We start from the raw sequence: 23343 nt of genomic DNA, 5'->3' as shown, positions 1-23343 counted from the left end.
CCGGAGGCTAGATTCCGGGCGGCCGGCGCAGATCCAGCGTCAGCGGAAAATCCGCCGGCGGTGTCTCCGGCCAAAGCGTATAGCCGCCCGCCCTGTGCCCCCATGGCTCGAACCGCGCCAGCCGGCGTGCTTCGGCCTCGTTGCCGTTTACCGGAAAGGTTTCATAGTTGCGTCCGCCCGGATGGGCAACGTGATAAATGCAGCCTCCGACCGCTCTTCGCGACCATGTATCATAAATATCAAATGTAAGCGGCGTGTTGACGGGCAGCACCGGATGGAGGCCGGAGGCCGGCTGCCAGGCCTTGTAGCGCACGCCGGCGACCGACACGCCCTTCGTGCCCGTCTGCTTGAGCGGCACGGGCCTGCCGTTGCAGGCGACGGCGTAGCGTTCCGGATTGGTGGTCTCCAGCCTCACCTGGAGCCGCTCGACGGACGAATCGACGTAGCGCACTGTGCCGCCGATCGCGCCCTGTTCGCCCATGACATGCCAGGGCTCCAGCGCCTGCCGGAGCTCCAGACCGGCGCCCTCATACTCGACCTCGCCGCAGAAGGGGAAGCGGAATTCGAGCTGGGCGGCGAACCATTCCGGGCGGAGGTCGAAGCCGTTCGCCTTGAGGTCCGCGAGCACGTCGAGGAAGTCCTGCCAGACATAGTGCGGCAGCATGAAGCGGTCGTGCAGCGTGGTGCCCCAGCGCACGAAGCCTCCCGCCGCCGGGTTCAGCCAGAAGCGGGCGATGAGCGCACGGATGAGGAGTTGCTGGGCAAGGCTCATGCGGGCATTCGGCGGCATCTCGAAGCCGCGGAACTCGACAAGGCCGAGCCGGCCGGTGGGGCCGTCCGGCGAGAAGAGCTTGTCGATGCAGATTTCCGAGCGGTGCGTGTTGCCGGTGACGTCGACGAGCAGGTTGCGGAAGAGGCGGTCGACGAGCCAGGGCAGGGGCGGCGCGCCCTGGCCGGGAGCGGGCACCTGCGCGAGCGCGATCTCCAGCTCGTAGAGCGAATCGTGCCGGGCCTCGTCGATGCGCGGCGCCTGGCTGGTCGGGCCGATGAAGAGGCCGGAGAAGAGATAGGAGAGCGAGGGATGGCGCTGCCAGTGCAGCACGAGGCTCTTCAGGAGGTCCGGGCGTCGCAGGAAAGGGCTGTCGTTCGGGCTCCTGCCGCCGACGACCACGTGGTTGCCGCCGCCGGTGCCGGTGTGACGGCCGTCGATCATGAACTTGTCGGCGCCGAGACGCGACTGGTGCGCCTCCTCGTAGACCGCGCTGGTGATGTCGACGCATTCGTCCCAGGTGGAGGCCGGATGGATGTTGACCTCGATGACGCCCGGATCGGGCGCGACACGGATGACGTTGATGCGCTCGTCATGCGGCGGAGCATAGCCCTCGATATGGACGGGCAGCCCTAGGGCCGCGGCCGCGCGCTCGGCGGCGCTCACCAGTTCCAGGTAGTCCTCGACCCGCTCGACGGGGGGCATGAAGATGCAGAGCCGGCCGTCGCGCGCCTCCACGCTCATGGCCGTCCGCACCGCGCCGACGATGTCGCTGCGGACCTGCTCGACACGGGCCTGGCCCGCTTCGCTCGGCTGGAACGATGCCTCGGCAAGCGCGCGGCCGGCTTTCGCGAAATCCGGCAGAGGGTCTTTGTCCTCGGACGGGTCGGACGGATTGATGTAAGGATAGCTGGAGGGCGGAAGATGGGGCAGCGAGCCGAGCGGCAGCCGATAGCCGACCGGACTGTCGCCGGGGACGAGGAAAATCCTGCCGCGGCGCGTGCTCCATCTCTCGCTGATCCAGCGCCGGTCGCCTGCGCGCGCATTCCAGGCCTGCACCGGCAGGATATAGCCGGTCGGCGCGGTCAGGCCGCGCTCGAAGACGCGGGCGATGCGGTTGCGCTCTTCCGGATCCTCCAGCTTCGAGTTCGACGGATCGACATTCTCCGGCAGGTTGCCTTCCTTGACGATCCACTCGGCGGGATCCTCGTAGGCCGGCTGCACCATGTCCGCGTCGATGCCGAGTTCCCCGGCGATGCCCGCCAGGACCGCCCGGGCGTCGGTTTGCCCGACATCCGCCTCGCCGCCTTCCTCGGCGATGAGGTCCGGGTCGTGCCAGATCGGCTTGCCGTCGCGCCGCCAGTAGAGCGAGAAGGTCCAGCGCGGCAGACTTTCGCCCGGATACCACTTGCCCTGGCCGTAATGCAGGAAGCCGCCGGGTGCGAAACGCTCGCGAAGCCGGCGGATGAGCCGGTCGGCCTTCTCGCGCTTGGTCGGGCCGACGGCTTCGGTGTTCCATTCCTCCGATTCGAAGTCGTCGATGGAAACGAAGGTCGGTTCGCCCCCCATGGTGAGGCGGACGTCGTTCTCCGCGAGCACGCCATCGACCTTGCGGCCGAGCGCGTTCAGAGCCTCCCAGCTCTCGTCGGAGAAGGGCTTGGTGATGCGCGGATGCTCGGCGACGCGCATCACCCGCATCACGAAGTCGAATCCGGTGTTCGCCGTGCCGTAATAGCCGCCGGTGATCGGCGCGGCGTTGCGGTAGTGCGGGGTGGCGGCGAGCGGGATGTGGCTTTCACCCGTGAGCAGGCCGGAGGTCGGGTCGAGGCCGATCCAGCCGGCGCCGGGAATATAGACCTCGCACCAGGCATGGAGGTCCGTGAAATCGACATCGGTTCCGGATGGACCGTCGAGCGCCTTGAGGTCCGGGGCGAGCTGGATGAGGTAGCCGGAGACGAAGCGGGCGGCGAAACCGAGATTGCGCAGGATCTGCACGAGCAGCCAGCTCGAATCGCGGCAGGAGCCCCTGGCGATCGTCAGCGTCTCTTCCGGCGCCTGTACGCCGGGCTCCATGCGGATGACGTAGCCGATCTCCTGCTGGAGCCGCGCGTTGAGGCCGACCACCATGTCGACCGTGCGCTGGCGCGACCGGTCGACGGTCTTCAGGAAGGCTTCGAGGGCGGGCGTCAGCGGCTCGGGCGCGCGGTAGATCTTGAGGTCTTCGCGCAGGTCCTCGGGATAGTCGAAGGGCCAGTGCTCGGCCTCTTCCTCCACGAAGAAGTCGAACGGATTGTAGACCGTCATGTCCGCGACGAGGTCGACCTCGATCTTCAGCTCGGTCACCGGATCGGGAAAGACGTAGCGGGCGAGATAGTTGCCGTAGGGGTCCTGCTGGAGGTTCACGAAATGGTTTCCGGGCGAGATCTTCAGCGAATGGCTGATGACCTTGGTCTTGGAATGCGCTGCCGGCTTCAGCCGGATGATCTGGGGTCCGAGACGGACCGGGTTGTCGTACCTGTAATGGGTGAGGTGGTAGATACCGGCCTTGATCGACATACGCTCTCTTGTTCCCCTCGGTGACGGTCTCGTGCCGCCATCGCGGGGAGTTTGTGCAATGCGAAGAGAGATTGCAAGCGGGAATGGCGCGGGGTGCCGGCAGCCTCCCGCGCCCCGCCGTCGCGGCGATCAGCGCGTCGTGGAAACCAGCGAGAAATAGGCGCCCTGCGGGTCGAGGCAATTGAGGATCCAGGCGCCGCCGGGCACCTCCATCGGCCCCATCACGATGCTGCCGCCGCCATCCGTGACCCGCTTTCCGGCCGCATCGAGGCCTTCGACCACGAAGTAATAGCCCCAATTGGGCGGAGCGGGCGAGCCGGGCGGGTTCGTCATCATGCCGCCGATGGCCTCGCCTCCCCGCACGGCAAAGGTCTGGTAGGTCCCCATGCCGCCTTCCGACATGTCGATGGCCTGGTCCTTCGTCCAGCCGAAGGTCCTGGAATAGAAGTCCCAGGCGGTGTCGAGGTCGCCGGCCATCAGCTCGTTCCAGCCGACATGGCCGGGCGTCATCATGGCGGGCTGCTGCGGACCCTGGTCCTCGGTGAAGAAGAGCGAGAAGACGGCGCCGTGCGGATCGGCGGCGACGGCGAAGCGGCCGATGCCGGGAATATCCTCCGGCTGCCGATGGATCAGGCCGCCATTGGCGGCGATGTCCCGCGCCGTCGCCTCGATGTCGTCCGTGAAGATGTAGCCGATCCAGGACGGCGGCATGCCTTGCGCCTCGGCGGGAAGCGTCATCATGCCCGCGACCTGGTTCTCGCCGGCATAGGCGAGGGTATAGTCCATGCCCGGCATGCCGGAATCACGCGTCGACCAGCCGACGACCGAGCCGTAGAAGCGCTCGGCGGCGGGCAGGTCCGTCGTCATCAGTTCGTACCAGCAGAACTTGCCGTAGTCCTTGTGCATCGGTTCCTCCTCGTTTTCTCGTTGGCGCTGCAACGGATGATTCAGTCGCAGCAGGCGTGCGCCTTCTGCGCATCCGCATATTCGTCCTTGCGCTTGACGAAGCTGAGCGTGCCGGTCTCGTTGCGGCCCTTCGGCGCGCGGTCGAGGATCATCAGCGTCCCCAGGATCTCCTCGCCGCCGCGGGCATAGTCCGAATAGGTATGGTAGACCGTGCCGTCCTCGTCCTTGAAGAAGGCGCTGAGGCCGGGAAGCTCGTCATGCGCATCGGCGGCGGCGGTCTCGCGGTAATTGTACATGACCTTGCCGCTGGCCAGTTCCTCCCTGGTGAAGGAGACATGGTAGTCGAAGTTGAAGTCGCTGCCGTAGGAGGAGAACCAGGGGAATTTCCAGTTCATGCGCTTCTTGTAGGCCAGAAGCTTTTCCAGCGGCGCGCGGGAGACGGCGATCATCGTCACGTCGTGATTGTTGAGATGCGGCAGCATGCCGTCGATATGGTCCGCCATGAAGGAGCAGCCGGGGCATCCGGCCTCCCAGTCGGGACCGTACATGAAGTGATAGACGATGAGCTGGCTGCGGCCGTCGAACAGCTCCGCCAGCGTCTTGCGGCCTTCGGGCGTGTCGAAGGCATAGGCCTTGTCGACCTTGACCCAGGGCAGGGCGAGGCGTTCGGCACGCACCTTGTCGCGCAGCTTCGTCTCTTCCTTTTCCAGGGCGAGCAGCGCCTTGCGCGCGGCCAGCCAATCCTCCCGGGATACGATCTCATGGTTCGGTCTCATGCTCGCAACTCCTCCTTCACGGGCTTTCGGGAAAATAAGTTGGTATCAACATTTATCGCCCGTGTCAAAGCAGGCCCGGTCGCCCGAAGAGGAAGATAGGGGAGATGTGCCGGATGGAAAGGGCGCGGACCAGCCGCCGCGCCCGCCAGCGGCGATTATTCCGGCAGGATGCGCACGGCGCCCTTATCGGCACTGGCGGCGAAGGCGGCATAGGCCTTCAGCGCCGTGGTGACGTTGCGCTTGCGCGGGGCGGCCGGCTTCCAGCCCAGCCTATCCTGCTCGGCGCGGCGGACGGCAAGCTCGTCCTCGGAAACCGCAAGGTTGATCGTGCGGTTCGGGATGTCGATCTCGATGATGTCGCCCTGGCGCACGAGGCCGATGGCGCCGCCCTGCGCCGCTTCCGGCGAGGCATGGCCGATGGAGAGGCCCGAGGTGCCGCCGGAGAAGCGGCCGTCGGTGATGAGCGCGCAGGCCTTTCCGAGACCCTTCGACTTCAGGTAGCTCGTCGGATAGAGCATTTCCTGCATGCCGGGGCCGCCCTTCGGGCCTTCATAGCGGATGACGACGACGTCGCCGGCCTTCACCTCGCCGCTCAGGATGCCCTTCACGGCCGCATCCTGGCTTTCGAAGACGACGGCCGGTCCGGAGAACTTCAGGATCGATTCATCGACGCCGGCGGTCTTCACGATGCAGCCGTCGAGCGCGATGTTGCCGGACAGGACGGCAAGGCCGCCGTCCTTGGAGAACGGATGTTCGACGGAGCGGATGACGCCCTTTTCGCCGTCCGTATCGAGATCGTCCCAGCGGGACGCCTGGCTGAAGGCGACCTGGGTGGGGATGCCGCCCGGCGCGGCGCGGAAGAAGGTGCGCACCGTCTCCGAGTTCGTGCGGGTGATGTCCCAGCGGTCGATGGCGTCGCCGAGCGTTTCGGCATGCACGGTCGGCGTGTCGCGGTGGATGAGGCCGCCGCGGTCGAGCTCGCCGAGGATGCGCATGATGCCGCCGGCGCGGTGCACGTCCTCCATGTGGACGTCCTGCTTGGCGGGCGCGACCTTGGAAAGGCACGGCACCTTGCGCGACAGGCGGTCGATGTCTTCCATGGTGAAATCGACGCCGCCCTCGTAGGCGGCCGCCAGGATGTGCAGGACCGTGTTGGTCGAGCCGCCCATGGCGATGTCGAGCGACATGGCGTTCTCGAAGGCCTTCTTGTTGGCGATGGTGCGCGGCAGCACGCTCTCGTCGTTCTGCTCGTAATAGCGGCGGGCGAGGTCGACGATCAGGTGGCCGGCCTCGACGAAGAGGCGCTTGCGGTCGGCATGCGTGGCGAGCGTCGAGCCGTTGCCCGGCAGCGACAGGCCGAGGGCTTCGGTCAGACAGTTCATCGAGTTGGCCGTGAACATGCCGGAGCAGGAGCCGCAGGTCGGGCAGGCGGAGCGCTCGATGGCCTTGACGTCCTCGTCGGAGACCTTGTCGTCGGCGGCGGCGACCATGGCGTCGACGAGGTCGAGCGCATGGGTCTTGCCGTGCAGCACGACCTTGCCGGCCTCCATCGGGCCGCCGGAGACGAAGACGGCCGGGATGTTGAGCCGCATGGCGGCATTCAGCATGCCGGGCGTGATCTTGTCGCAGTTCGAGATGCAGACCATGGCGTCGGCGCAGTGCGCGTTGACCATGTATTCGACCGAGTCGGCGATGATCTCGCGGCTCGGCAGCGAATAGAGCATGCCGTCATGGCCCATGGCGATGCCGTCGTCGACGGCGATCGTGTTGAATTCCTTGGCGACGCCGCCGGCCGCCTCGATCTCGCGCGCGACGAGCTGGCCGAGGTCCTTCAGATGCACGTGGCCGGGCACGAACTGGGTGAAGGAGTTCACCACCGCAATGATCGGCTTGCCGAAATCCGAATCCTTCATGCCGGTCGCGCGCCAGAGGCCGCGGGCACCGGCCATGTTGCGGCCGTGGGTGGTAGTTCGGGAGCGATATGCGGGCATGGTCGAATTCCTTGAGATCGGGCGTGGTCCGCATATGGCCCCTGAATGGCCGGATTGCGAGCCTCACGGGGTTCCCTAGCGCAAAACGCCCCCCGCGTCACGAAAGGAATGACGTTTTTTTGACGGTGCGGCGCAATTTCGTTGCCGTTGGTCCAGGCGAGACATGACCGTTGTCGGCACAATGCATTCGTGCGATGGTCCGCGCCATGATCGGCACAGGGCATGTTCTTGCGGAAACCGGTGCGGAAGGCGCCGAGGCGGCGCTCGACAAGAGCCCGCTCTATCTGCGCATCCGCGACGTGCTGGCCGAGGCGATTTCCGCCGGACGCCTGCCGAAAGGGGCGCTGCTGCTCGAGGGACCTGTCGCGACGGTCTTCGCCTCCACGCGCACGCCCGTCCGCCAGGCTTTTGCGCTTCTGGAGACCGCGGGGCTGATCCGCCGCTTCGATGGCCGCGGCTTCTTGGTGGGGCAGGGGCGGGGCGGACCGAAGCGGGTGACGCTGACGGCCGGGATGCTGGGTCTCGACGAGGAAGCGCCGGTCCTGCGCAAGGCGCCGGCCTGGGAGGCGATCTACGAGAGCCTGGAGCGGGAGATGGTCCACCTCTCCGTCTTCGGCCGCCACCGGATCAACGAGGTGGAACTGGCGCGGGCCCGCGGCGTCGGGCGGCAGGTGGCGCGCGATGCGCTGACCCGGCTGGAGGCGCTCGGCATCCTGGAGAAGGACGAGCGGATGCGCTGGACGCTCGTGCCGCTCGACGAGCAGCGCATGCGCGACCTTCACGACATACGCATCGCGCTGGAGCCCATGGCGCTGACGCAGGCCGCCCCCTTCATCCCGCCTGCCGAACGCCGGGCGATGACGGAGCGGCTGGAAGAGGCGCTGGCGGCCTATCCGGACCTTTCCGTGGAGGCGATGGACGATCTCGAAACGGACCTGCACATAACCTGCCTCGGCTACTGCCCGAACCGCGAACTGCTGATCTCGCTGCGCCGCGCCCGCTTCATGCTGAACGTCAGCAAGCACATCATCGGCGTCTCGCACCGCATGCCGGCCGACGAGCCCTTCATCGCCGAGCATCTCGCCGTTTTCCGGGCGCTGGACGTGGAGGACAATTCACGGGCCGTCGAGACACTGCGCCACCACATCTCCGTGTCCCTGCCCAAGGTCATCGGGCGTGTCGCAGAACTGCGGGCGGCGCACCGGCCAGACATGCCGGCCTATGCGGCGCCCGTCGCGCGCTGATCAGGTGATCGCGCCGACCTGCCAGGGCACGAATTCGTTGTCGCCGTAGTCGAAGGACTCGCTGGCGGTCTTGCGGCCGGAGGCGGTCTCGATGACGAATTCGAAGATGCGGCGGCCGGCCTCCTCGATCGTTTCGGTACCGTCAACGATCGTGCCGCAATTGATGTCCATGTCCTCCCGGATATGCTCGTACATCGGCGTGTTGGTGGCGATCTTGATGCACGGCGCCGGCTTGTAGCCCGAGACCGAGCCGCGGCCCGTGGTGAAGGCGACGAGGTTGCAGCCGCCTGCGATCTGGCCGGTCACCGCGGCGGGGTCATAGCCGGGCGTATCCATGAAGACGAAGCCGGATTCGGTCACCTCCTCGGCATATTCGTAGACGGCGTTGAGCGGCATGGAGCCGCCCTTGGCAACGGCGCCAAGCGACTTTTCGAGGATGGTCGTGAGGCCGCCCGCCTTGTTGCCGTGCGAAGGGTTGTTGTTGAGCTCGGCGTCGTTCCTTGCCGTGTAGTCGCGCCACCAGTCGATGCGGGCGAGCAGCTTTTCCGCCACCTCAGGCCGGGCGGCCCTGCGGGTGAGCAGGTGCTCGGCGCCGTAGATCTCCGGCGTTTCGGACAGCACGGTCGTCGCGCCCTCCTTCACCAGGAGGTCGGAGGCGACGCCGAGGGCGGGGTTGGCAGATATGCCGGAATAGCCGTCCGAGCCGCCGCATTCGAGCGCGAGCTTGATGCCGGAGAGCGGCAGCACGGTGCGGCGGGTGCGGCCGACGTCGGGCAGCATGTCGTCGATCATCTCGCAGGCCGCCTCGATCGTCTTCCTCGTCCCGCCCTGGTTCTGGATCATCATCGTGCGGAAGGTCTTTCCTTCCTCCAGCCCGGCCTCCGCGACGAGTGGGCCGTACTGGAAGGTCTCGCAGCCGAGACCGATCATCAGGATGCCGCCGAAATTCGGATTGCGGGCATAGCCCTTGAAGGTGCGGGTGAGGATGCGCCCGCCCTCGGACCTGAGGTTCAGCGCGCAGCCGCCGCCGTAGGTGAGCGCCACCACGCCGTCGATATTGTCATGCCCGGCCTCGCGGAACCTGCGGGCATAGTGCTCGGCGACGTAGCGCGAGACGGTGGCGGAACAGTTCACCGTGGAGAGGATGCCGATATAGTTGCGCGTGCCGATGCGCCCGTTGCCGCGGTCGTAGCCCTCGAAGGTGCGCCGCTCGGCGGCCGGCACCATGACGGGCGGGGCGTTGTCGACGCAGAATTCGTGTTCCAGCGCGACGTCGCGGATGGCGAGGTTCTGCAGGTGCACGTGCTCGCCCGGGCGGATCGCCTTCGTCGCATGGCCGATGACCTGGCCGTATTTCAGCACGGGCGCACCCTCCGCGATCGGTGCGATCGCCACCTTGTGCCCGCGCGGGATGCGCTCGACCGCCGCAATGCCGTCAAAGAGGGTCCGGCCGGCATCGACATTGGCGGGAACGACACCGACATTGTCCTTCGGGTTGAGGACGAGCACGACGGGAGGATGGGCGAGCATGGCGGCTCCTGCGGTTGGGACGGCGCATTATGCACTCTGTCGGCAAAAGTCAATATAACGAATCGCGGGCGCCTTTGAACCGAAGGCCCTTGGTCTTTGCCATCAACGTGCCGTGGCGAGGCATGACGAAGCGCTGGACGCGCATCGCGAACTGCTCGATGCGCCGCGCCTGCGCGACGGGGCGCGGGCGGAAGCCTGTTCGCGCAACATTTTCGATCTTGATCTTGCCGCACGCGACCTTTCCAGCCGGATGGGCGGGGCCGGCGACACCTGGGACAAGGTGGAGCAACCCCGTTTGGCGCCATGCGGACGGCAGCTTCGCCGAGTGGTGAGCCGGCCGCTCTTTCGCTAAGCCTGGCACCCGCCGACTTTTCCTTTCGGCTTCTGTAGACGGAACCGCCGCAAGCCCCTATGTCATACGGGCACATCACAAAGGAGAGGATCATGCGTCCCATTTCCGGTTTCATCGTCGCCGCGCTTGCGGTCCTGGCGCTCGCAGGCTGCAGCACGACGGCTGCGGACAACACGACCTATGCCCGTCCGCCGGCCTCGGAAGGCGGGGTCCGGATTCCGCTGAACTGATCGATCCGATCGCGGAATGCAGAAGGCCGGCCCGTGGCGAACGGGCCGGCCTTCTGCATTCGAGGGACAGGGCTCAGTGGCTGTCGGCCATGCGCGCGGCATCGATGGCGGCGGACTGCTCGAAGCGGACGCCGTTGAAGAAGGCGTTCAGGACGACGGCAACGATCGAGGCGAGCACGATGCCCGATTCGATGATCGGGTGGATGGCATGCGGCATCCACATCAGGTAGTTCGGCGCGAGCAGCGGGATGAGGCCGAAACCGACGGACACGGCAACCACGAAGAGATTGTTGCGCGAGGACTTGAAGTCGACCGTCGAGAGGATGCGCACGCCCGTCGCCGCGACCATGCCGAACATGACGATGCCCGCGCCGCCGAGGACGAAGGTCGGCACGGCTTCCACGAGCGCGCCCATCTTCGGGATGAGGCCGAGCACGATCATGATGATGCCGCCGGCGACGCACACATAGCGGCTCTTGACGCCGGTGACGCCGACGAGGCCGACATTCTGCGAGAAGCTCGTATAGGGGAAGGTGTTGAAGAGGCCGCCGATCATCGTGCCGATGCCGTCGACGCGCAGGCCTGCCGTCAGGTGCTGCTGCGAGATGTTCTTGCCGGTGATCTCGCCGAGCGCGAGGAACATGCCGGTCGATTCGATCATGACGACGATCATCACGAGCGTCATGGTGGCGATGAGGACCGGGTCGAAGATCGGCATGCCGAAGCGCAGCGGGGTGACGACGGCGAACCAGCCGGCGTCGGCAACGCGGTCGAAATGCATCATGCCGAGGACCGACGCGGCGATGCAGCCGATGACGACACCGCTCAGCACCGCGATGTTGCTGATCAGGCCGCGGCCGAAGCGGGCGATGAGAAGGATGGACACGAGCACCAGGGCCGAAAGGGCGATGTGGCTCGGCTCGGCATAGACCGGATTGGAAACGGTCGGCGCGATCGCAAAGCCGTCCGGGACGGCCGGGCCGCCCGTCTCGGCGAGCGTCTTCATCCGGGCAAGCCATTCGGCATGGGCCGGGTCGACCAGTTTGGGCGCGGTGGGGCCGAAGGGATTGCCGAAGGTCCAGTTTATGCCCACGCGCATCAGCGACACGCCGATGACGAGGATGATGGTGCCCGTCACCACGGGCGGGAAGAAGCGCAGCAGCCGACCCATGAGAGGGGCGAGCAGCAGGGCGACGAAGCCGGCCCCTATGATGGCGCCGAAGATCATGCGCGCGCCCTCCGTGCCGGGCACCATGGTCGCCATTGACACCATCGGGCCGACCGAGGCGAAGGTCACGCCCATCATGACGGGCAGGCGGATGCCGACATGGCGGCCGAAGCCGAGCGACTGGATGATGGTGACGAGGCCGCAGACGAAGAGGTCGGCGGAAATCAGGAACGCGACGTCCTGAGGGCTGAGCTGCAGGGCCCGGCCGACGATGAGCGGAACCGCGACGGCGCCGCCGTACATGACGAGTACGTGTTGAATGCCCAGCGTCGCAAGCCTGCCTGCCGGCAGCTTCTCGTCCACCGGGTGTATGCCGGATGTGTCGCTCATGGATACTCCTCCCATCCCATCGACCGTCCAAACGCCCGTCCTCCAACGGGGTGCGCCATCTTTGGTATGGTGACAGAAGGTCGCAAGTATAGCTCCGGAATAAACACTTTACGGTTTACCGGGGTAATCATGCGATGGAAGCGCGCCATGCATCGCCCGTTGCCGGGATTTGGCTGGTATTTCACCCGCTTGGCGCCGATTTCCAACCCGGTGCGCGACTGAAACAGACCGCCATTTGATCGCAACACCCCCATGCCGTCAACTGTTTCCTGCGCGGCATATGTGTATTGCCGCAAATCCACCTGAAACGGCGGAGCAGGTGAAAAAAGGTGCAGCATAGCCGAAAAAGCAAAAGGCCCTCCGGGAACCGGAAGGCCTTGGAATTCGAATGGTGGGCGTGACAAGGATCGAACTTGTGACCCCTACGATGTCAACGTAGTGCTCTCCCGCTGAGCTACACGCCCATCCGATGCGGCGCATAGACCACAAAACCTCCGGCGACGTCAATAGGCTTTTTGAAGCTTTTTTCGTGCGCAGATTTTGCGGTCTTTTCCGGGTCTTAGGCGGCGAGCATCTTGTTGACCTCTTCGACGAGATCGCGCAGGTGGAACGGCTTGGAAAGGACCTTTGCGTCCTTCGGCGCCTTGGAATCCGGGTTCAGCGCCACGGCGGCAAAACCGGTGATGAACATGACCTTCAGGTCCGGGTCGAGTTCGGTGGCGCGGCGCGCCAGCTCGATCCCGTCCATCTCCGGCATCACGATATCGGTGAGGAGAAGCGAGAAGGGTTCTTCGCGAAGCCGGTCGTAGGCGCTGGCGCCGTTGTCATAGGAAAGCACCTGGTAGCCCGCCTTTTCGAGCGCCTTTACCAGAAAGCGGCGCATGTCGTTGTCGTCTTCGGCGAGGAGAATCTTGGGTGTCATGGAATTCGGGAACCATTGCTAAAGGTTGTCTGCCCGCGGACGGGCGGTTCTGTTAAGGAATCGCATTCCGGTAAATATCCGGTGAATGGGGCAGGACAAGCCCTTATCCCTCGTTTCTCAGTATGGACACGGGGTAAGGCCGCTGGCAACATGAGCGGCGCAATGACTTTCAGGCATGGTAAAGGACGGCAATGGCGGAGGCCTTGAGCGAAAACAGCCACTTCGAAGTGCTTGAGCCGGTTTCGCAGAGCGTGCCCCTCGTCTTCAATTCGCCGCATAGCGGGCGCCGTTATCCACAGGACTTCCTCGAACGCTCGCGTCTCGACGCGCTTGGCATCCGCCGTTCGGAAGACCACTATGTCGACGAGCTCTTCTCCGTCGCCCCGGCGCTCGGCGCACCCATGCTGATCGCGCATTTCCCGCGCGCCTGGCTCGACGTCAACCGTGAGCCCTACGAGCTCGACCCGCGCATGTTCGAGGGCATCCTGCCGCCCTACGCCAATATCAGCTCCATCCGCGTCGCCGGCGGGCTGGGCACGGTGCCGCGGGTCGTGGCGGAGAACATGGAGATCTACAAGCACCGCTTTCCGGTGGAAGAGGCGCTGGAACGGGTCGAGACGGTCTACAAGCCCTATCATGCGTGCCTGCGCCGCCTCGTCGTGCGCACGCATGTGAGCTTCGGCTTCGCCGTGCTCATCGACTGCCATTCCATGCCGGGCAACATCCGGGTGTCCGGAACGGCCGTGCGGCCGGATTTCATCATCGGCGACCGCTACGGCACCAGCGCCTCCGGCGAACTGTCGCGCGTGGCGATGCGCCTGCTCGAGGACATGGGCTTTTCCGTCGTGCGCAACAAGCCTTATGCGGGCGGCTTCATCACCGAACATTACGGCCGGCCGGCCAAGGGCCTGCACGCCTTGCAGATCGAAGTGAACCGCGGCCTCTATGTCGACGAGGCGACGCTGGCGAAGAAGCCGGATTTCGCGGTGCTGCAGACGGCGATCTCCGCTTTCCTGCAGGACTTTTCCGACCATGTCGAGGAATATGCCGCGGATAGGGCGCTCGCCGCCGAATAGGCCCGGGTCCCCGTCAAAAAAAACCGCGCTTGGGGCGCGGTTAAGTCTAGGGAGGAAACACCCAAGGAGGGTATTACAGTCACGAATGACTGCAAGGAAAGGGTAATGTTGCGCTGCACAAATGTCAAGCGCAAATGCGAAGCCGATTTGCGGTCCGTCAAGACGTCCTCCCGCGCTCCCGGCGCGGCAACTTTCCTGCCCCTCCGGTTCCGTTTTGGCGGCCGATGCAGTATGGAGGGCGTTCCGCAATCCCCTCCGAGAGATCCCCATGCAGCCCGACCGCGCCTTCTTCGACCTCCTTGCCGACGCCGCGAGGAAGGAAACCCTGCCGCGCTTTCGCGTCGGCGCCGACGTCGTCAACAAGGAGGCCATCGGCTTCGACCCCGTGACGGAGGGGGATCGCGCGGCGGAAGCCGCCATCCGCGCGTTGATCGAGCAGCATTTTCCCGATCACGGCATTCTCGGCGAAGAGCACGGTTCTGTCGGTCTCGACCGTGAATATGTCTGGGTCATCGATCCGATCGACGGCACGCGCGCCTTCATCTCCGGCGTGCCCGTCTGGGGTACGCTGATCGGGCTCTACCGCAACGGCGAGGCGGTCATGGGGCTCGTCGACCAGCCGTTTACCGGCGAGCGCTATTTCGCGGACGGAAAGGCGGCCCACTATGCCGGTCCGGACGGCAGCAAGGTGCTTTCGACGCGGCCGTGCAACAGCCTGTCGGACGCGATCATGTTCACGACGTCGCCGCATCTCTTCACCAACAGCCGCAAGACGCGCTTCGAGGCGGTGCAGGACAAGGTGCGGCTCTTCCGCTACGGCGTCGACTGCTACGCCTATGCGCTGCTCGCGGCCGGCCATGTGGACCTCGTCGTCGAGTGCGAGCTGAAGCCCTATGACGTCGGCGGCCTCATCCCGGTCATCGAGCAGGCGGGCGGCATCATCACCAATTGGGATGGCGGGCCGGCGGAGATGGGCGGCGAGATCATCGCGGCCGGCAGCCGCAAGGTCTATGAGGAGGCGTTGGCCCTGCTGAGGGCCTGATCCCGCGACGGTCACGCGCCGAGGCTGGTTTCCTCGGCGTCGCTGCCGGGAATGAAGGCGTCGATCGCGGCGAGCGCCTGCATGCGGTAGCGGTCGGCCTCCTGGAAGAGCTCGTGGCGCGCGCCGTCGATCTCGATGAGGCGGGCCGCGCGGAAAATGCGGGCGAGGTCACCGATCGCCTTGCGCGGCACCAGCACATCCGCCGTCGGGCAGAGCAGCAGGGTGGGGATGCGGATGCGCGTCAGGTGATCCTGGTGGGTCACGCGTGCCATGGCACCCAGCGTCTCGTTCAGCCAGCGCGCGGTCGGCCAGCCCACGGAGAGCTCCGGATGTTCGGCATATATGGCGGCGTTGCGGGCAAAGCGGCGCGCGTCGGAGGTCACGACGTTGCGTGCGAACTCCAGCGGGGGATCCCCCCTGCGGAAGGTGCGGTTGCCGAGGCCGGTCAGCGAGGCGAGCCGTGCGACGATGGCGATCTTGCGCTGGCTCATCGGCTGGCCGGCCAGGGCGACGAAGGGCGCGGCAAGCACCATGCGCTCGATGCGGTTCTCGAGCTCCGGCGCCAGGGAAAGGGCGACCAGCGCACCCGTCGAATGGGCGACGATGAAGAAGGGCAGGCGCGCGTCCGGCAGCACGATCCTTTCGAGGAACAGCGAAAGATCGGCTTCGTAGTCGGAAAAGCGGGCGACATGGCCGGCGCGGTTGCCGGCTATGAGCCGGCCGGAACCGGCCTGGCCGCGCCAGTCGAACGTGGCGACCCACAGGCCGCGGGCGGTCAGGTCGTTGATCGTCTCGAAATATTTCTCGATGCACTCGCTGCGGCCCTGCAGCAGCACGACCGTGCCCTTCGCCTCGCGCTCGCGGGAGCGGAACACGGCATAGCGGATCCTCACGCCGCCGCGGCCCTCCAGAAAGCCGGCAAAATGGTTCTCCGGAACGGGATTGTCGGCGGTGGCGTAGAGGATGGAATCCATCGGGCGGCGGGTCTCGGCGTTGGCATCCGATGGATAGGCGCTGGTTCCGGTGCCGTCAAAGAAAAAAGCCGGATGCATGTGGCACGGGGGTGGCAACACATGCAGTCCGGCGCAATTTGACCGAGGAGGAAGGGACGTTGCACCCCGGTCGTCGAAAGTGGTCGCTTCCGATGCTGCCGTTTTAGCAGGGTCAAGCTGAACGTTGTCCGAAGCGGCCGTTCATCCGCCGTTCATCTGGAAAATTTCCCCGGCGGCGGGAATTCCCCGTTTCGAGCCCCCTTGAACAGCCAAAATCCCATTCCCATCTCATCGTCACGGGCGCCGAAAGGGTCCGTCGAGGTTTCCGCCGCCTGAAAGGGGCGGGAGCCGGATGAACCGGGCCGCACCCTTGGAAATCAGGTGCCGCCTCAAGAAGGACCGCAACCGTTGCTCTAAAGGAGGACACCATGCGTCACGTCGATTTCTCCCCCCTCTACCGTTCCACGGTCGGCTTCGACCGCCTCTTCACCATGCTCGACAGCCTCGGCCAGCCTGACCAGGGTCAGAGCTACCCGCCCTACAACATCGAACGCACCGGCGAGAACACCTACCGTATAACCATGGCGGTCGCCGGTTTCGACGAGAGCGAACTGTCGATCGAGGCGCGTGAACATGCGCTCACGGTCAAGGGCGAGAAGAAGGACGAAACGTCCGACGAAAGCCGGTATCTCTACCGCGGCATTGCAAAGCGCGCCTTCGAGCGCCGCTTCCAGCTCGCCGACCATGTGGAAGTGCGCGCCGCTTCGCTGAAGAACGGCCTTCTCCACATCGACCTCCTTCGCGAGATCCCGGAAGCCATGAAGCCGCGCCGCATCGAGATCGCGTCCGTCGGTCGCGAATCGAAGCAGATCGAAGCGCAGACCAACTGATCCGCTTCGCTCGGAAAGGAAAGAGGGCGGTGCCGCAAGGCGCCGCCTTTTTCTTTGCCTTGGCTTTGCTTCCCGTCGGCCCTTGGGGCAGGCGCCGAGGCGCCCTTCGTTGCGATCAAAGGTCCGAGAGGAACGTGTCGACGTCCGCTTCCGTGGTGGCGAAGCTGGTGACGAGCCGGATGAGCGTCTCGTCCTCGCGCATGGTCGCCCTCAGCCCGGGGCCGGCGGGCCAGTCGTAGAAGACGGCGCCCTTGTCCTGCAATCCTCGCATCGCGTCGTTACGGATGACGACGAACAGTTCGTTCGAGCCGGTCGGCCAAGCAAGGCGCGCCTTTTCGGAGGCGGCGAGGCCGGCGGCAAGGCGGTTCGCCATGCCGTTGGCGTGGCGGGCGAGATCGAGCCACAGGCCGTCCCGGAAATAGGCGTCGAACTGGGCGGCGACGAAGCGGGATTTCGAGAAGAGCTGGGCGGAGCGCTTGCGCAGATAATGCATCTGCCGCGCCCTGCCAGGATCGAAGAGCACCAGCGCTTCGGCGCACCAGCAGCCGTTCTTCGTGCCGCCGAAGGAGAGGATGTCGACGCCGCGCTTCCAGGTCATGTCCGCCGGCGTCGCGCCGAGGTGGACGAGCGCATTGGCGAAGCGGGCGCCGTCCATGTGGAGCGGCAGGCCGGCCTGTTTCACGACATCCGAAAGGGCGGAGATTTCTTCGAGCGTATAGGCGGTGCCCGCTTCCGTCGCCTGGGTGATGGTGACGGCCATCGGCTGGCCGCCATGCACGAAATCCGGCGGGAAACGGCCGATGGCGGCGGAAAGGGCGGCCGGCGAAAGCTTGCCGGCAGGCCCGTCGATCGGCACGAGCTTCGAGCCGGTGGCGAAGAATTCCGGTGCGTTGCACTCATCGACATTCACATGGGCTTCGCGGTGGCAGAAGACCTGCCCGCCCGGCCGGTTGACGCTGGCGAGCGCCAGCGCGTTCGCCGCCGTGCCCGTGCCGACGAAGAAGACGGCGACATCGCGCTCGAAAACCTCCGAAAAGGTCTTTTCCACATGCTTGTCGAGGTCGCTCGTGCCGTAGGCCGAGGCAAAGCCGGCGGCAGCCTCCACAAGGCTCCTTGCGATGTCGGGATGGGCGCCCGCCCAGTTGTCGGAGGCGAAAAACATGCGGTTTCCAGTGCGAATGAAGGCTTCGGAAGGACCATAATGGAGAAACGATGGCGATCAATCGCCGCAATCGGCCCAACGTGGCTTTCTCCGGAAAATGAAAGGAACGGAAACAAAGCGCCGAAAGCTGGTAATTAAATTTCAAGCCTTAGATGGCGCGGGCAATTTTTCTTCATGACATGGTGATTATTTGGCATGATGGCCTTGCGGGCCAGGGTCGTTTCTGGCATAGAGCCCATGAAATAGGACAGGCTTGCTGTCCTATTTCGGTCAGGAGACCGAAGCAGCATCTTCCGCGGTCTGGCGAAGATGCCGAAAGCGGCGGCGGGCGGCGGAGCAATTCCCAAAGGCCCGGTCGCCCCGACGGTCCCGATGAACATACCGGATCGGCCGTCGTTTCGCGGCGGATCAGGGTCACGAAGCAGACGCCCGGCGGCCGGCTTGCCGGAAGGCAACGGCGGTCACACGGGCGAAAACGAATGTCCGCAATATGCGGGCCTACGGAGGGAAGACATGATGGAGAAGACCCAAGCACATGATTTGCGGCAGACCCGGGCGCAGATGACTGCGACGGGCGCCAAAACGCGCGCTTCCACCCCGGGCCTGCCGAAAAAACAAGGACTCTATGATCCGCGCAACGAACGCGATGCCTGCGGCGTCGGCTTCGTGGCGCATCTGAAGGGCAGGAAGTCGCACCAGATCGTCAAGGACGGGCTCTTCATGCTCGAGAACCTGACGCATCGCGGCGCTGTCGGTGCCGACCCGCTGATGGGTGACGGCGCGGGCATTCTCGTACAGATTCCGGACCGCTTCTTCCGCGAGGAGATGGCAAAGCAGGGCGTCACCCTGCCGAAGGCGGGCGAATACGCCGTCGGCCACATCTTCATGCCGCAGGACGAGACGCTGGTCGACTATTTCAAGAAGGTCATCGCGGACGTCGTTGCCGAAGAGGGGCAGGTGCTCATCGGCTTCCGCGACGTGCCGGTCGACAATTCCTCGCTCTCCAAGGCACCGGAAATCGCCGCCACCGAGCCGCGGCATGTCCAGGTGTTCATCGGCGCGGGCCGCGACGCCGCGACGAACGACGAGTTCGAGCGCCGGCTCTTCACCCTGCGCAAGGTGATCTCAAACCGCATCTACGACGAATACGAAGGCGAGGAGAGCGGCTTCTACCCGGTCTCGCTCTCCTCGACCACGATCGTCTACAAGGGCATGTTCCTCGCCTATCAGGTGGGCGCGTACTACAAGGACCTCGCCGATCCGCGCTTCGAATCGGCCGTCGCCCTCGTGCACCAGCGCTTCTCCACCAACACCTTCCCGTCATGGAAGCTCGCGCATCCCTACCGCATGGTCGCACACAACGGCGAGATCAACACGCTGCGCGGCAACGTCAACTGGATGGCGGCGCGCCAGGCGTCCGTCTCCTCGCCGCTCTTCGGCGACGACATCACCAAGCTCTGGCCGATCTCCTACGAGGGCCAGTCGGATACGGCCTGTTTCGACAACGCGCTCGAGTTCCTCGTGCGCGGCGGCTACTCCATGGCGCACGCCGTGATGATGCTGATCCCGGAGGCCTGGGCCGGCAACCAGCTGATGAGCCCCGAGCGCAAGGCCTTCTACGAGTATCACGCCGCCCTCATGGAGCCGTGGGACGGCCCCGCCGCGGTTGCCTTCACCGACGGCCGCCAGATCGGCGCGACGCTCGACCGCAACGGCCTGCGCCCCGCCCGCTACCTCGTCACCGACGACGACCGCGTCATCCTCGCCTCCGAAGCCGGCACGCTGCCGGTCAAGGAGGAGAGCATCGTCAGAAAGTGGCGTCTACAGCCAGGCAAGATGCTGCTCATCGACATGGAGGAGGGGCGCATCATCTCCGACGAGGAGGTGAAGTCCGCGCTCGCCGCCAAGCACCCCTACCGCGAATGGCTGGACAACACCCAGATCATCCTGGAAGACCTCGGCCCGGTCGAGCCGCGGGCGCTGCGCCGCGACGTGTCGCTGCGCGACCGCCAGCAGGCCTTCGGCTACACCCAGGAGGACACGCGGCTGCTGATGTCGCCGATGGCGACGACGGGCCAGGAGGCGATCGGCTCCATGGGGACGGACACGCCGATCTCGGCCATGTCCAACAAGCCGAAGCTGCTCTATACCTATTTCAAGCAGAACTTCGCGCAGGTGACGAACCCGCCCATCGACCCGATCCGCGAGGAACTGGTCATGAGCCTCGTCTCCTTCATCGGCCCGCGCCCCAATATCCTCGACCATCGCGGCGCGGCGAAGGCCAAGCGCATGGAGGTGCGCCAGCCGATCCTCACCAACGGCGACCTCGAGAAGATCCGCTCCATCGGCCATGTCGAGGACCGTTTCGACACCAAGACGCTGGACTTCACCTATGACGTCTCGCGCGGCGCCGACGGCATGCCGGAAATGCTCGACCGGCTGTGCGAGCGCGCCGAGCACGCCGTCAGGAGCGGCTACAACATCATCGTGCTCTCCGACCGCCAGATCGGGCCGGACCGCGTGGCGATCCCGGCGCTGCTGGCCACGGCCGCCGTGCACCATCACCTGATCCGCAAGGGGCTTCGCACCTCCGTCGGCCTCGTCGTCGAATCCGGCGAGCCGCGCGAAGTGCACCATTTCTGTCTTCTCGCCGGTTACGGCGCCGAGGCGATCAATCCGTACCTGGCCTTCGACACGCTCACCGACATGCACAAGCGCGGCGAGTTCCCCAAGGAGGTCGATGCGGAGGAAGTGGTCTACCGCTACATCAAGGCGATCGGCAAGGGCATCCTGAAGGTCATGTCCAAGATGGGCATCTCGACCTACCAGTCCTATTGCGGCGCGCAGATCTTCGACGCGATCGGCCTGTCGTCCGAGCTGGTCGACAAGTATTTCTTCGGCACGGCCACGACCATCGAGGGCATCGGCCTCGAGGAGATCGCGAAGGAGACCTTCGTCCGCCACAAGGCCGCCTTCGGCCGCGACCCGCTGCTCGCCAACACGCTCGACATCGGCGGCGAATATGCCTACCGCATGCGCGGCGAGGAGCATGCCTGGACGCCGGATGTCGTCGCCTCGCTCCAGCACGCGGTGCGCGGCAACGCAGCCGAGCGCTACAAGGAATTCGCCGCGCTGGTGAACGCCTCCTCGTTGCGGATGAACACGATCCGCGGCCTCTTCTCGATCAAGAGCGCGGAGGCCGCCGGCCGCAAGCCGATCCCGATCGACGAGGTCGAGCCGGCGGCGGAGATCGTCAAGCGCTTCTCCACCGGGGCGATGTCCTTCGGCTCGATTTCCCGCGAGGCGCACACGACGCTCGCGATCGCCATGAACCGGATCGGCGGCAAGTCGAACACCGGCGAGGGCGGCGAGGAGGCCGACCGCTACCTGCCGCTGCCGGACGGTTCGACGAACCCGGAGCGCTCTGCGATCAAGCAGATCGCGTCAGGCCGCTTCGGCGTGACGACCGAATACCTGGTCAACGCGGACATGCTGCAGATCAAGGTCGCGCAGGGCGCCAAGCCCGGCGAGGGCGGCCAGCTGCCCGGCCATAAGGTGGATGCGACGGTCGCCAAGACGCGTCACTCGACGCCGGGCGTCGGCCTCATCTCGCCGCCGCCGCACCACGACATCTACTCGATCGAGGACCTGGCGCAGCTCATCTACGACCTGAAGAACGTCAATCCCGAGGCCGACATCTCGGTCAAGCTCGTCTCGGAGGTCGGTGTCGGCACGGTCGCCGCCGGCGTCGCCAAGGCGCGCGCCGACCATATCACCATCGCCGGCTTCGACGGCGGCACGGGCGCCTCGCCGCTCACCTCGCTGAAGCATGCCGGCTCCCCGTGGGAGATCGGCCTTGCCGAGACCCACCAGACGCTCGTGCTCAACAAGCTGCGTTCGCGCGTCGCGCTGCAGGTCGACGGCGGCCTCAAGACCGGCCGTGACGTCGTCATCGGCGCCCTGCTCGGCGCGGACGAGTTCGGCTTCGCAACGGCGCCGCTGATCGCGGCGGGCTGCATCATGATGCGCAAGTGTCATCTCAACACCTGTCCGGTGGGGGTCGCGACGCAGGATCCGGTTCTGCGCAAGCGCTTCAAGGGCACGCCCGAGCACGTCATCAACTACTTCTTCTTCGTGGCCGAAGAGGTGCGCGAGATCCTGGCTTCGCTCGGCGTGCGCTCGCTGAACGAGATCATCGGCGCCTCGGAACTGCTCGAGAAGGAGAGGATGATCTCGCACTGGAAGGCCAACGGCCTCGACTTCTCGCGCATCTTCCACAAGGTCGATGCGCCGAAGGAGGCGACCTACTGGACCGAGCGCCAGGATCATCCGATCCAGGATATCCTCGACCGCAGGCTGATCGAGGAGGCCAAGCCCGCGCTGGAAAAGAAGACGCCCGTCGCCTTCGAGGTCGATATCAAGAACGTCGACCGCTCCGCCGGCGCGATGCTCTCGGGCGAAGTCGCCAAGCGCTACGGCTTCAAGGGCCTGAAGGACGATACGATCTCGGTGAAGCTCAACGGCACGGCCGGCCAGTCCTTCGGCGCCTTCCTTGCCCGCGGCATCACCTTCGACCTCATCGGCGCGGGCAACGACTATGTCGGCAAGGGCCTTTCCGGCGGGCGCATCATCGTGCGTCCCCCGGCCGGGAACAGGGCGGTGCCGCACGAATCGATCATCGTCGGCAACACGGTGCTCTACGGGGCGATCTCCGGGGAATGCTACTTCAACGGCGTGGCCGGCGAGCGTTTTGCCGTGCGCAATTCCGGTGCGGTCGCCGTCGTCGAGGGCGTCGGGGACCATGGCTGCGAGTACATGACGGGCGGCGTGGTCGTCGTCATCGGCCAGACTGGCCGCAACTTCGCGGCCGGCATGTCGGGCGGCGTCGCCTATGTGTTGGACGAGGCCGGCGATTTCGCCCGCCGCTGCAACATGGCGATGGTCGAGCTGGAGCCGGTGCCGGAAGAGGACGACATGCTGGAGAAGCTGCACCACCACGGCGGCGACCTCATGCACAAGGGCAGGGTGGACGTGTCCGACGACATGACGCGCCACGACGAGGAGCGGCTTTACCAGCTCGTCTCGAACCACCTGCACTATACGGGCTCGCCGCGGGCCAGGGAGATTCTCGACAACTGGGCCGAGTATCGTCCGAAATTCCGCAAGGTGATGCCGGTCGAGTACCGCCGCGCCCTCGAAGAGATGGAGCGCATGAGGATGGGTATCGCTGCCGAATAGGCGGCTGTGAAAGCCCCTCATCCGCCTTCTCCCCGCTTGCGGGGAGAAGGCGGATGAGGGGCACCCCCTCGACCTATGCTTGCTGCGGGCAGTCCCGTTTTGCGCCCGA

At 65.6% G+C, this 23343-nt stretch carries 15 protein-coding genes, 1 tRNA gene and 1 pseudogene; 7 read left to right on the top strand and 10 right to left on the bottom strand.

What is annotated here, in order from left to right:
• Positions 1–7 precede the first annotated feature (7 nt).
• From ACIIOY_RS04745 to ilvD, 4 genes are all read right to left on the bottom strand, one after another.
• Positions 8–3325: a transglutaminase family protein gene (locus tag ACIIOY_RS04745; protein ID WP_411033474.1), complete on the bottom strand. Its 3318-nt coding sequence runs from the start codon at positions 3323–3325 to the stop codon at positions 8–10.
• Between the two features lie 129 nt (positions 3326–3454).
• The gene (locus ACIIOY_RS04740) at positions 3455–4231 is read right to left on the bottom strand and encodes a VOC family protein (protein WP_411033473.1); all 777 of its coding nucleotides are present in this window, start codon (positions 4229–4231) and stop codon (positions 3455–3457) included.
• A gap of 41 nt (positions 4232–4272) precedes the next feature.
• Positions 4273–5007 carry a DUF899 domain-containing protein gene (locus ACIIOY_RS04735; RefSeq protein ID WP_411033472.1) on the bottom strand — a complete coding sequence of 245 codons (735 nt, stop codon included), beginning with the start codon at positions 5005–5007 and terminating at the stop codon, positions 4273–4275.
• A 155-nt stretch (positions 5008–5162) separates the two neighbouring features.
• A complete protein-coding gene (ilvD, locus tag ACIIOY_RS04730; protein ID WP_411033471.1) occupies positions 5163–6998 on the bottom strand; it encodes a dihydroxy-acid dehydratase in 1836 nt (611 codons plus the stop codon).
• Positions 6999–7204: 206 nt separating this feature from the next.
• Here ilvD and ACIIOY_RS04725 point away from each other — a divergent pair, with 206 nt between their 5' ends.
• The gene (locus tag ACIIOY_RS04725) at positions 7205–8242 is read left to right on the top strand and encodes a GntR family transcriptional regulator (RefSeq protein ID WP_411033470.1); all 1038 of its coding nucleotides are present in this window, start codon (positions 7205–7207) and stop codon (positions 8240–8242) included.
• Here ACIIOY_RS04725 and ACIIOY_RS04720 read toward each other — a convergent pair whose 3' ends face one another.
• A complete protein-coding gene (locus ACIIOY_RS04720) occupies positions 8243–9772 on the bottom strand; it encodes a UxaA family hydrolase (protein WP_411033469.1) in 1530 nt (509 codons plus the stop codon).
• Positions 9773–9884: 112 nt separating this feature from the next.
• On the opposite strand from ACIIOY_RS04720, the gene ACIIOY_RS04715 reads away from it, so the two are divergent.
• Positions 9885–10124 carry a hypothetical protein gene (locus tag ACIIOY_RS04715; protein WP_411033468.1) on the top strand — a complete coding sequence of 80 codons (240 nt, stop codon included), beginning with the start codon at positions 9885–9887 and terminating at the stop codon, positions 10122–10124.
• A 92-nt stretch (positions 10125–10216) separates the two neighbouring features.
• Complete coding sequence (locus ACIIOY_RS04710) at positions 10217–10354, top strand: hypothetical protein (RefSeq protein ID WP_411033467.1); 138 nt, start codon at positions 10217–10219, stop codon at positions 10352–10354.
• A 73-nt stretch (positions 10355–10427) separates the two neighbouring features.
• Here ACIIOY_RS04710 and ACIIOY_RS04705 read toward each other — a convergent pair whose 3' ends face one another.
• From ACIIOY_RS04705 to cpdR1, 3 genes are all read right to left on the bottom strand, one after another.
• Entirely contained in the window at positions 10428–11912 is a 1485-nt protein-coding gene (locus ACIIOY_RS04705; protein WP_411033466.1) for a nucleobase:cation symporter-2 family protein, read from the bottom strand.
• 389 nt (positions 11913–12301) lie between these two features.
• Positions 12302–12376: transfer RNA gene (locus tag ACIIOY_RS04700), tRNA-Val, on the bottom strand.
• Positions 12377–12471: 95 nt separating this feature from the next.
• Positions 12472–12834 (bottom strand): response regulator CpdR1, encoded by a 363-nt coding sequence (cpdR1, locus tag ACIIOY_RS04695; RefSeq protein ID WP_023512679.1) that lies wholly within the window; start codon positions 12832–12834, stop codon positions 12472–12474.
• A 191-nt stretch (positions 12835–13025) separates the two neighbouring features.
• On the opposite strand from cpdR1, the gene ACIIOY_RS04690 reads away from it, so the two are divergent.
• Positions 13026–13910 (top strand): N-formylglutamate amidohydrolase, encoded by an 885-nt coding sequence (locus ACIIOY_RS04690; RefSeq protein WP_411033465.1) that lies wholly within the window; start codon positions 13026–13028, stop codon positions 13908–13910.
• 268 nt (positions 13911–14178) lie between these two features.
• Positions 14179–14952 (top strand): histidinol-phosphatase, encoded by a 774-nt coding sequence (gene hisN / locus ACIIOY_RS04685; RefSeq protein ID WP_411033464.1) that lies wholly within the window; start codon positions 14179–14181, stop codon positions 14950–14952.
• A gap of 11 nt (positions 14953–14963) precedes the next feature.
• On the opposite strand, the gene ACIIOY_RS04680 is transcribed toward hisN, so the two are convergent.
• Positions 14964–15926: an alpha/beta fold hydrolase gene (locus ACIIOY_RS04680; RefSeq protein WP_411033463.1), complete on the bottom strand. Its 963-nt coding sequence runs from the start codon at positions 15924–15926 to the stop codon at positions 14964–14966.
• A gap of 446 nt (positions 15927–16372) precedes the next feature.
• Here ACIIOY_RS04680 and ACIIOY_RS04675 point away from each other — a divergent pair, with 446 nt between their 5' ends.
• Positions 16373–16834, top strand: coding sequence for an Hsp20 family protein (locus ACIIOY_RS04675; RefSeq protein ID WP_411033462.1), 462 nt, complete (start codon positions 16373–16375; stop codon positions 16832–16834).
• A gap of 115 nt (positions 16835–16949) precedes the next feature.
• Here the strand turns inward: ACIIOY_RS04675 and ACIIOY_RS04670 are convergent, their stop codons facing one another.
• Positions 16950–17996, bottom strand: coding sequence for a threonine aldolase family protein (locus ACIIOY_RS04670; protein WP_411033461.1), 1047 nt, complete (start codon positions 17994–17996; stop codon positions 16950–16952).
• A gap of 591 nt (positions 17997–18587) precedes the next feature.
• On the opposite strand from ACIIOY_RS04670, the pseudogene gltB reads away from it, so the two are divergent.
• Positions 18588–23234, top strand: a pseudogene (gltB, locus tag ACIIOY_RS04665) (glutamate synthase large subunit); the annotation flags it as partial.
• Positions 23235–23343 lie beyond the last annotated feature (109 nt).

Origin of the sequence: Shinella agrisoli (genome assembly GCF_046557955.1) — a bacterium.
Classification (GTDB): Bacteria; Pseudomonadota; Alphaproteobacteria; order Rhizobiales; family Rhizobiaceae; genus Shinella.
This window is presented reverse-complemented; position numbering and strand designations above follow the sequence as displayed.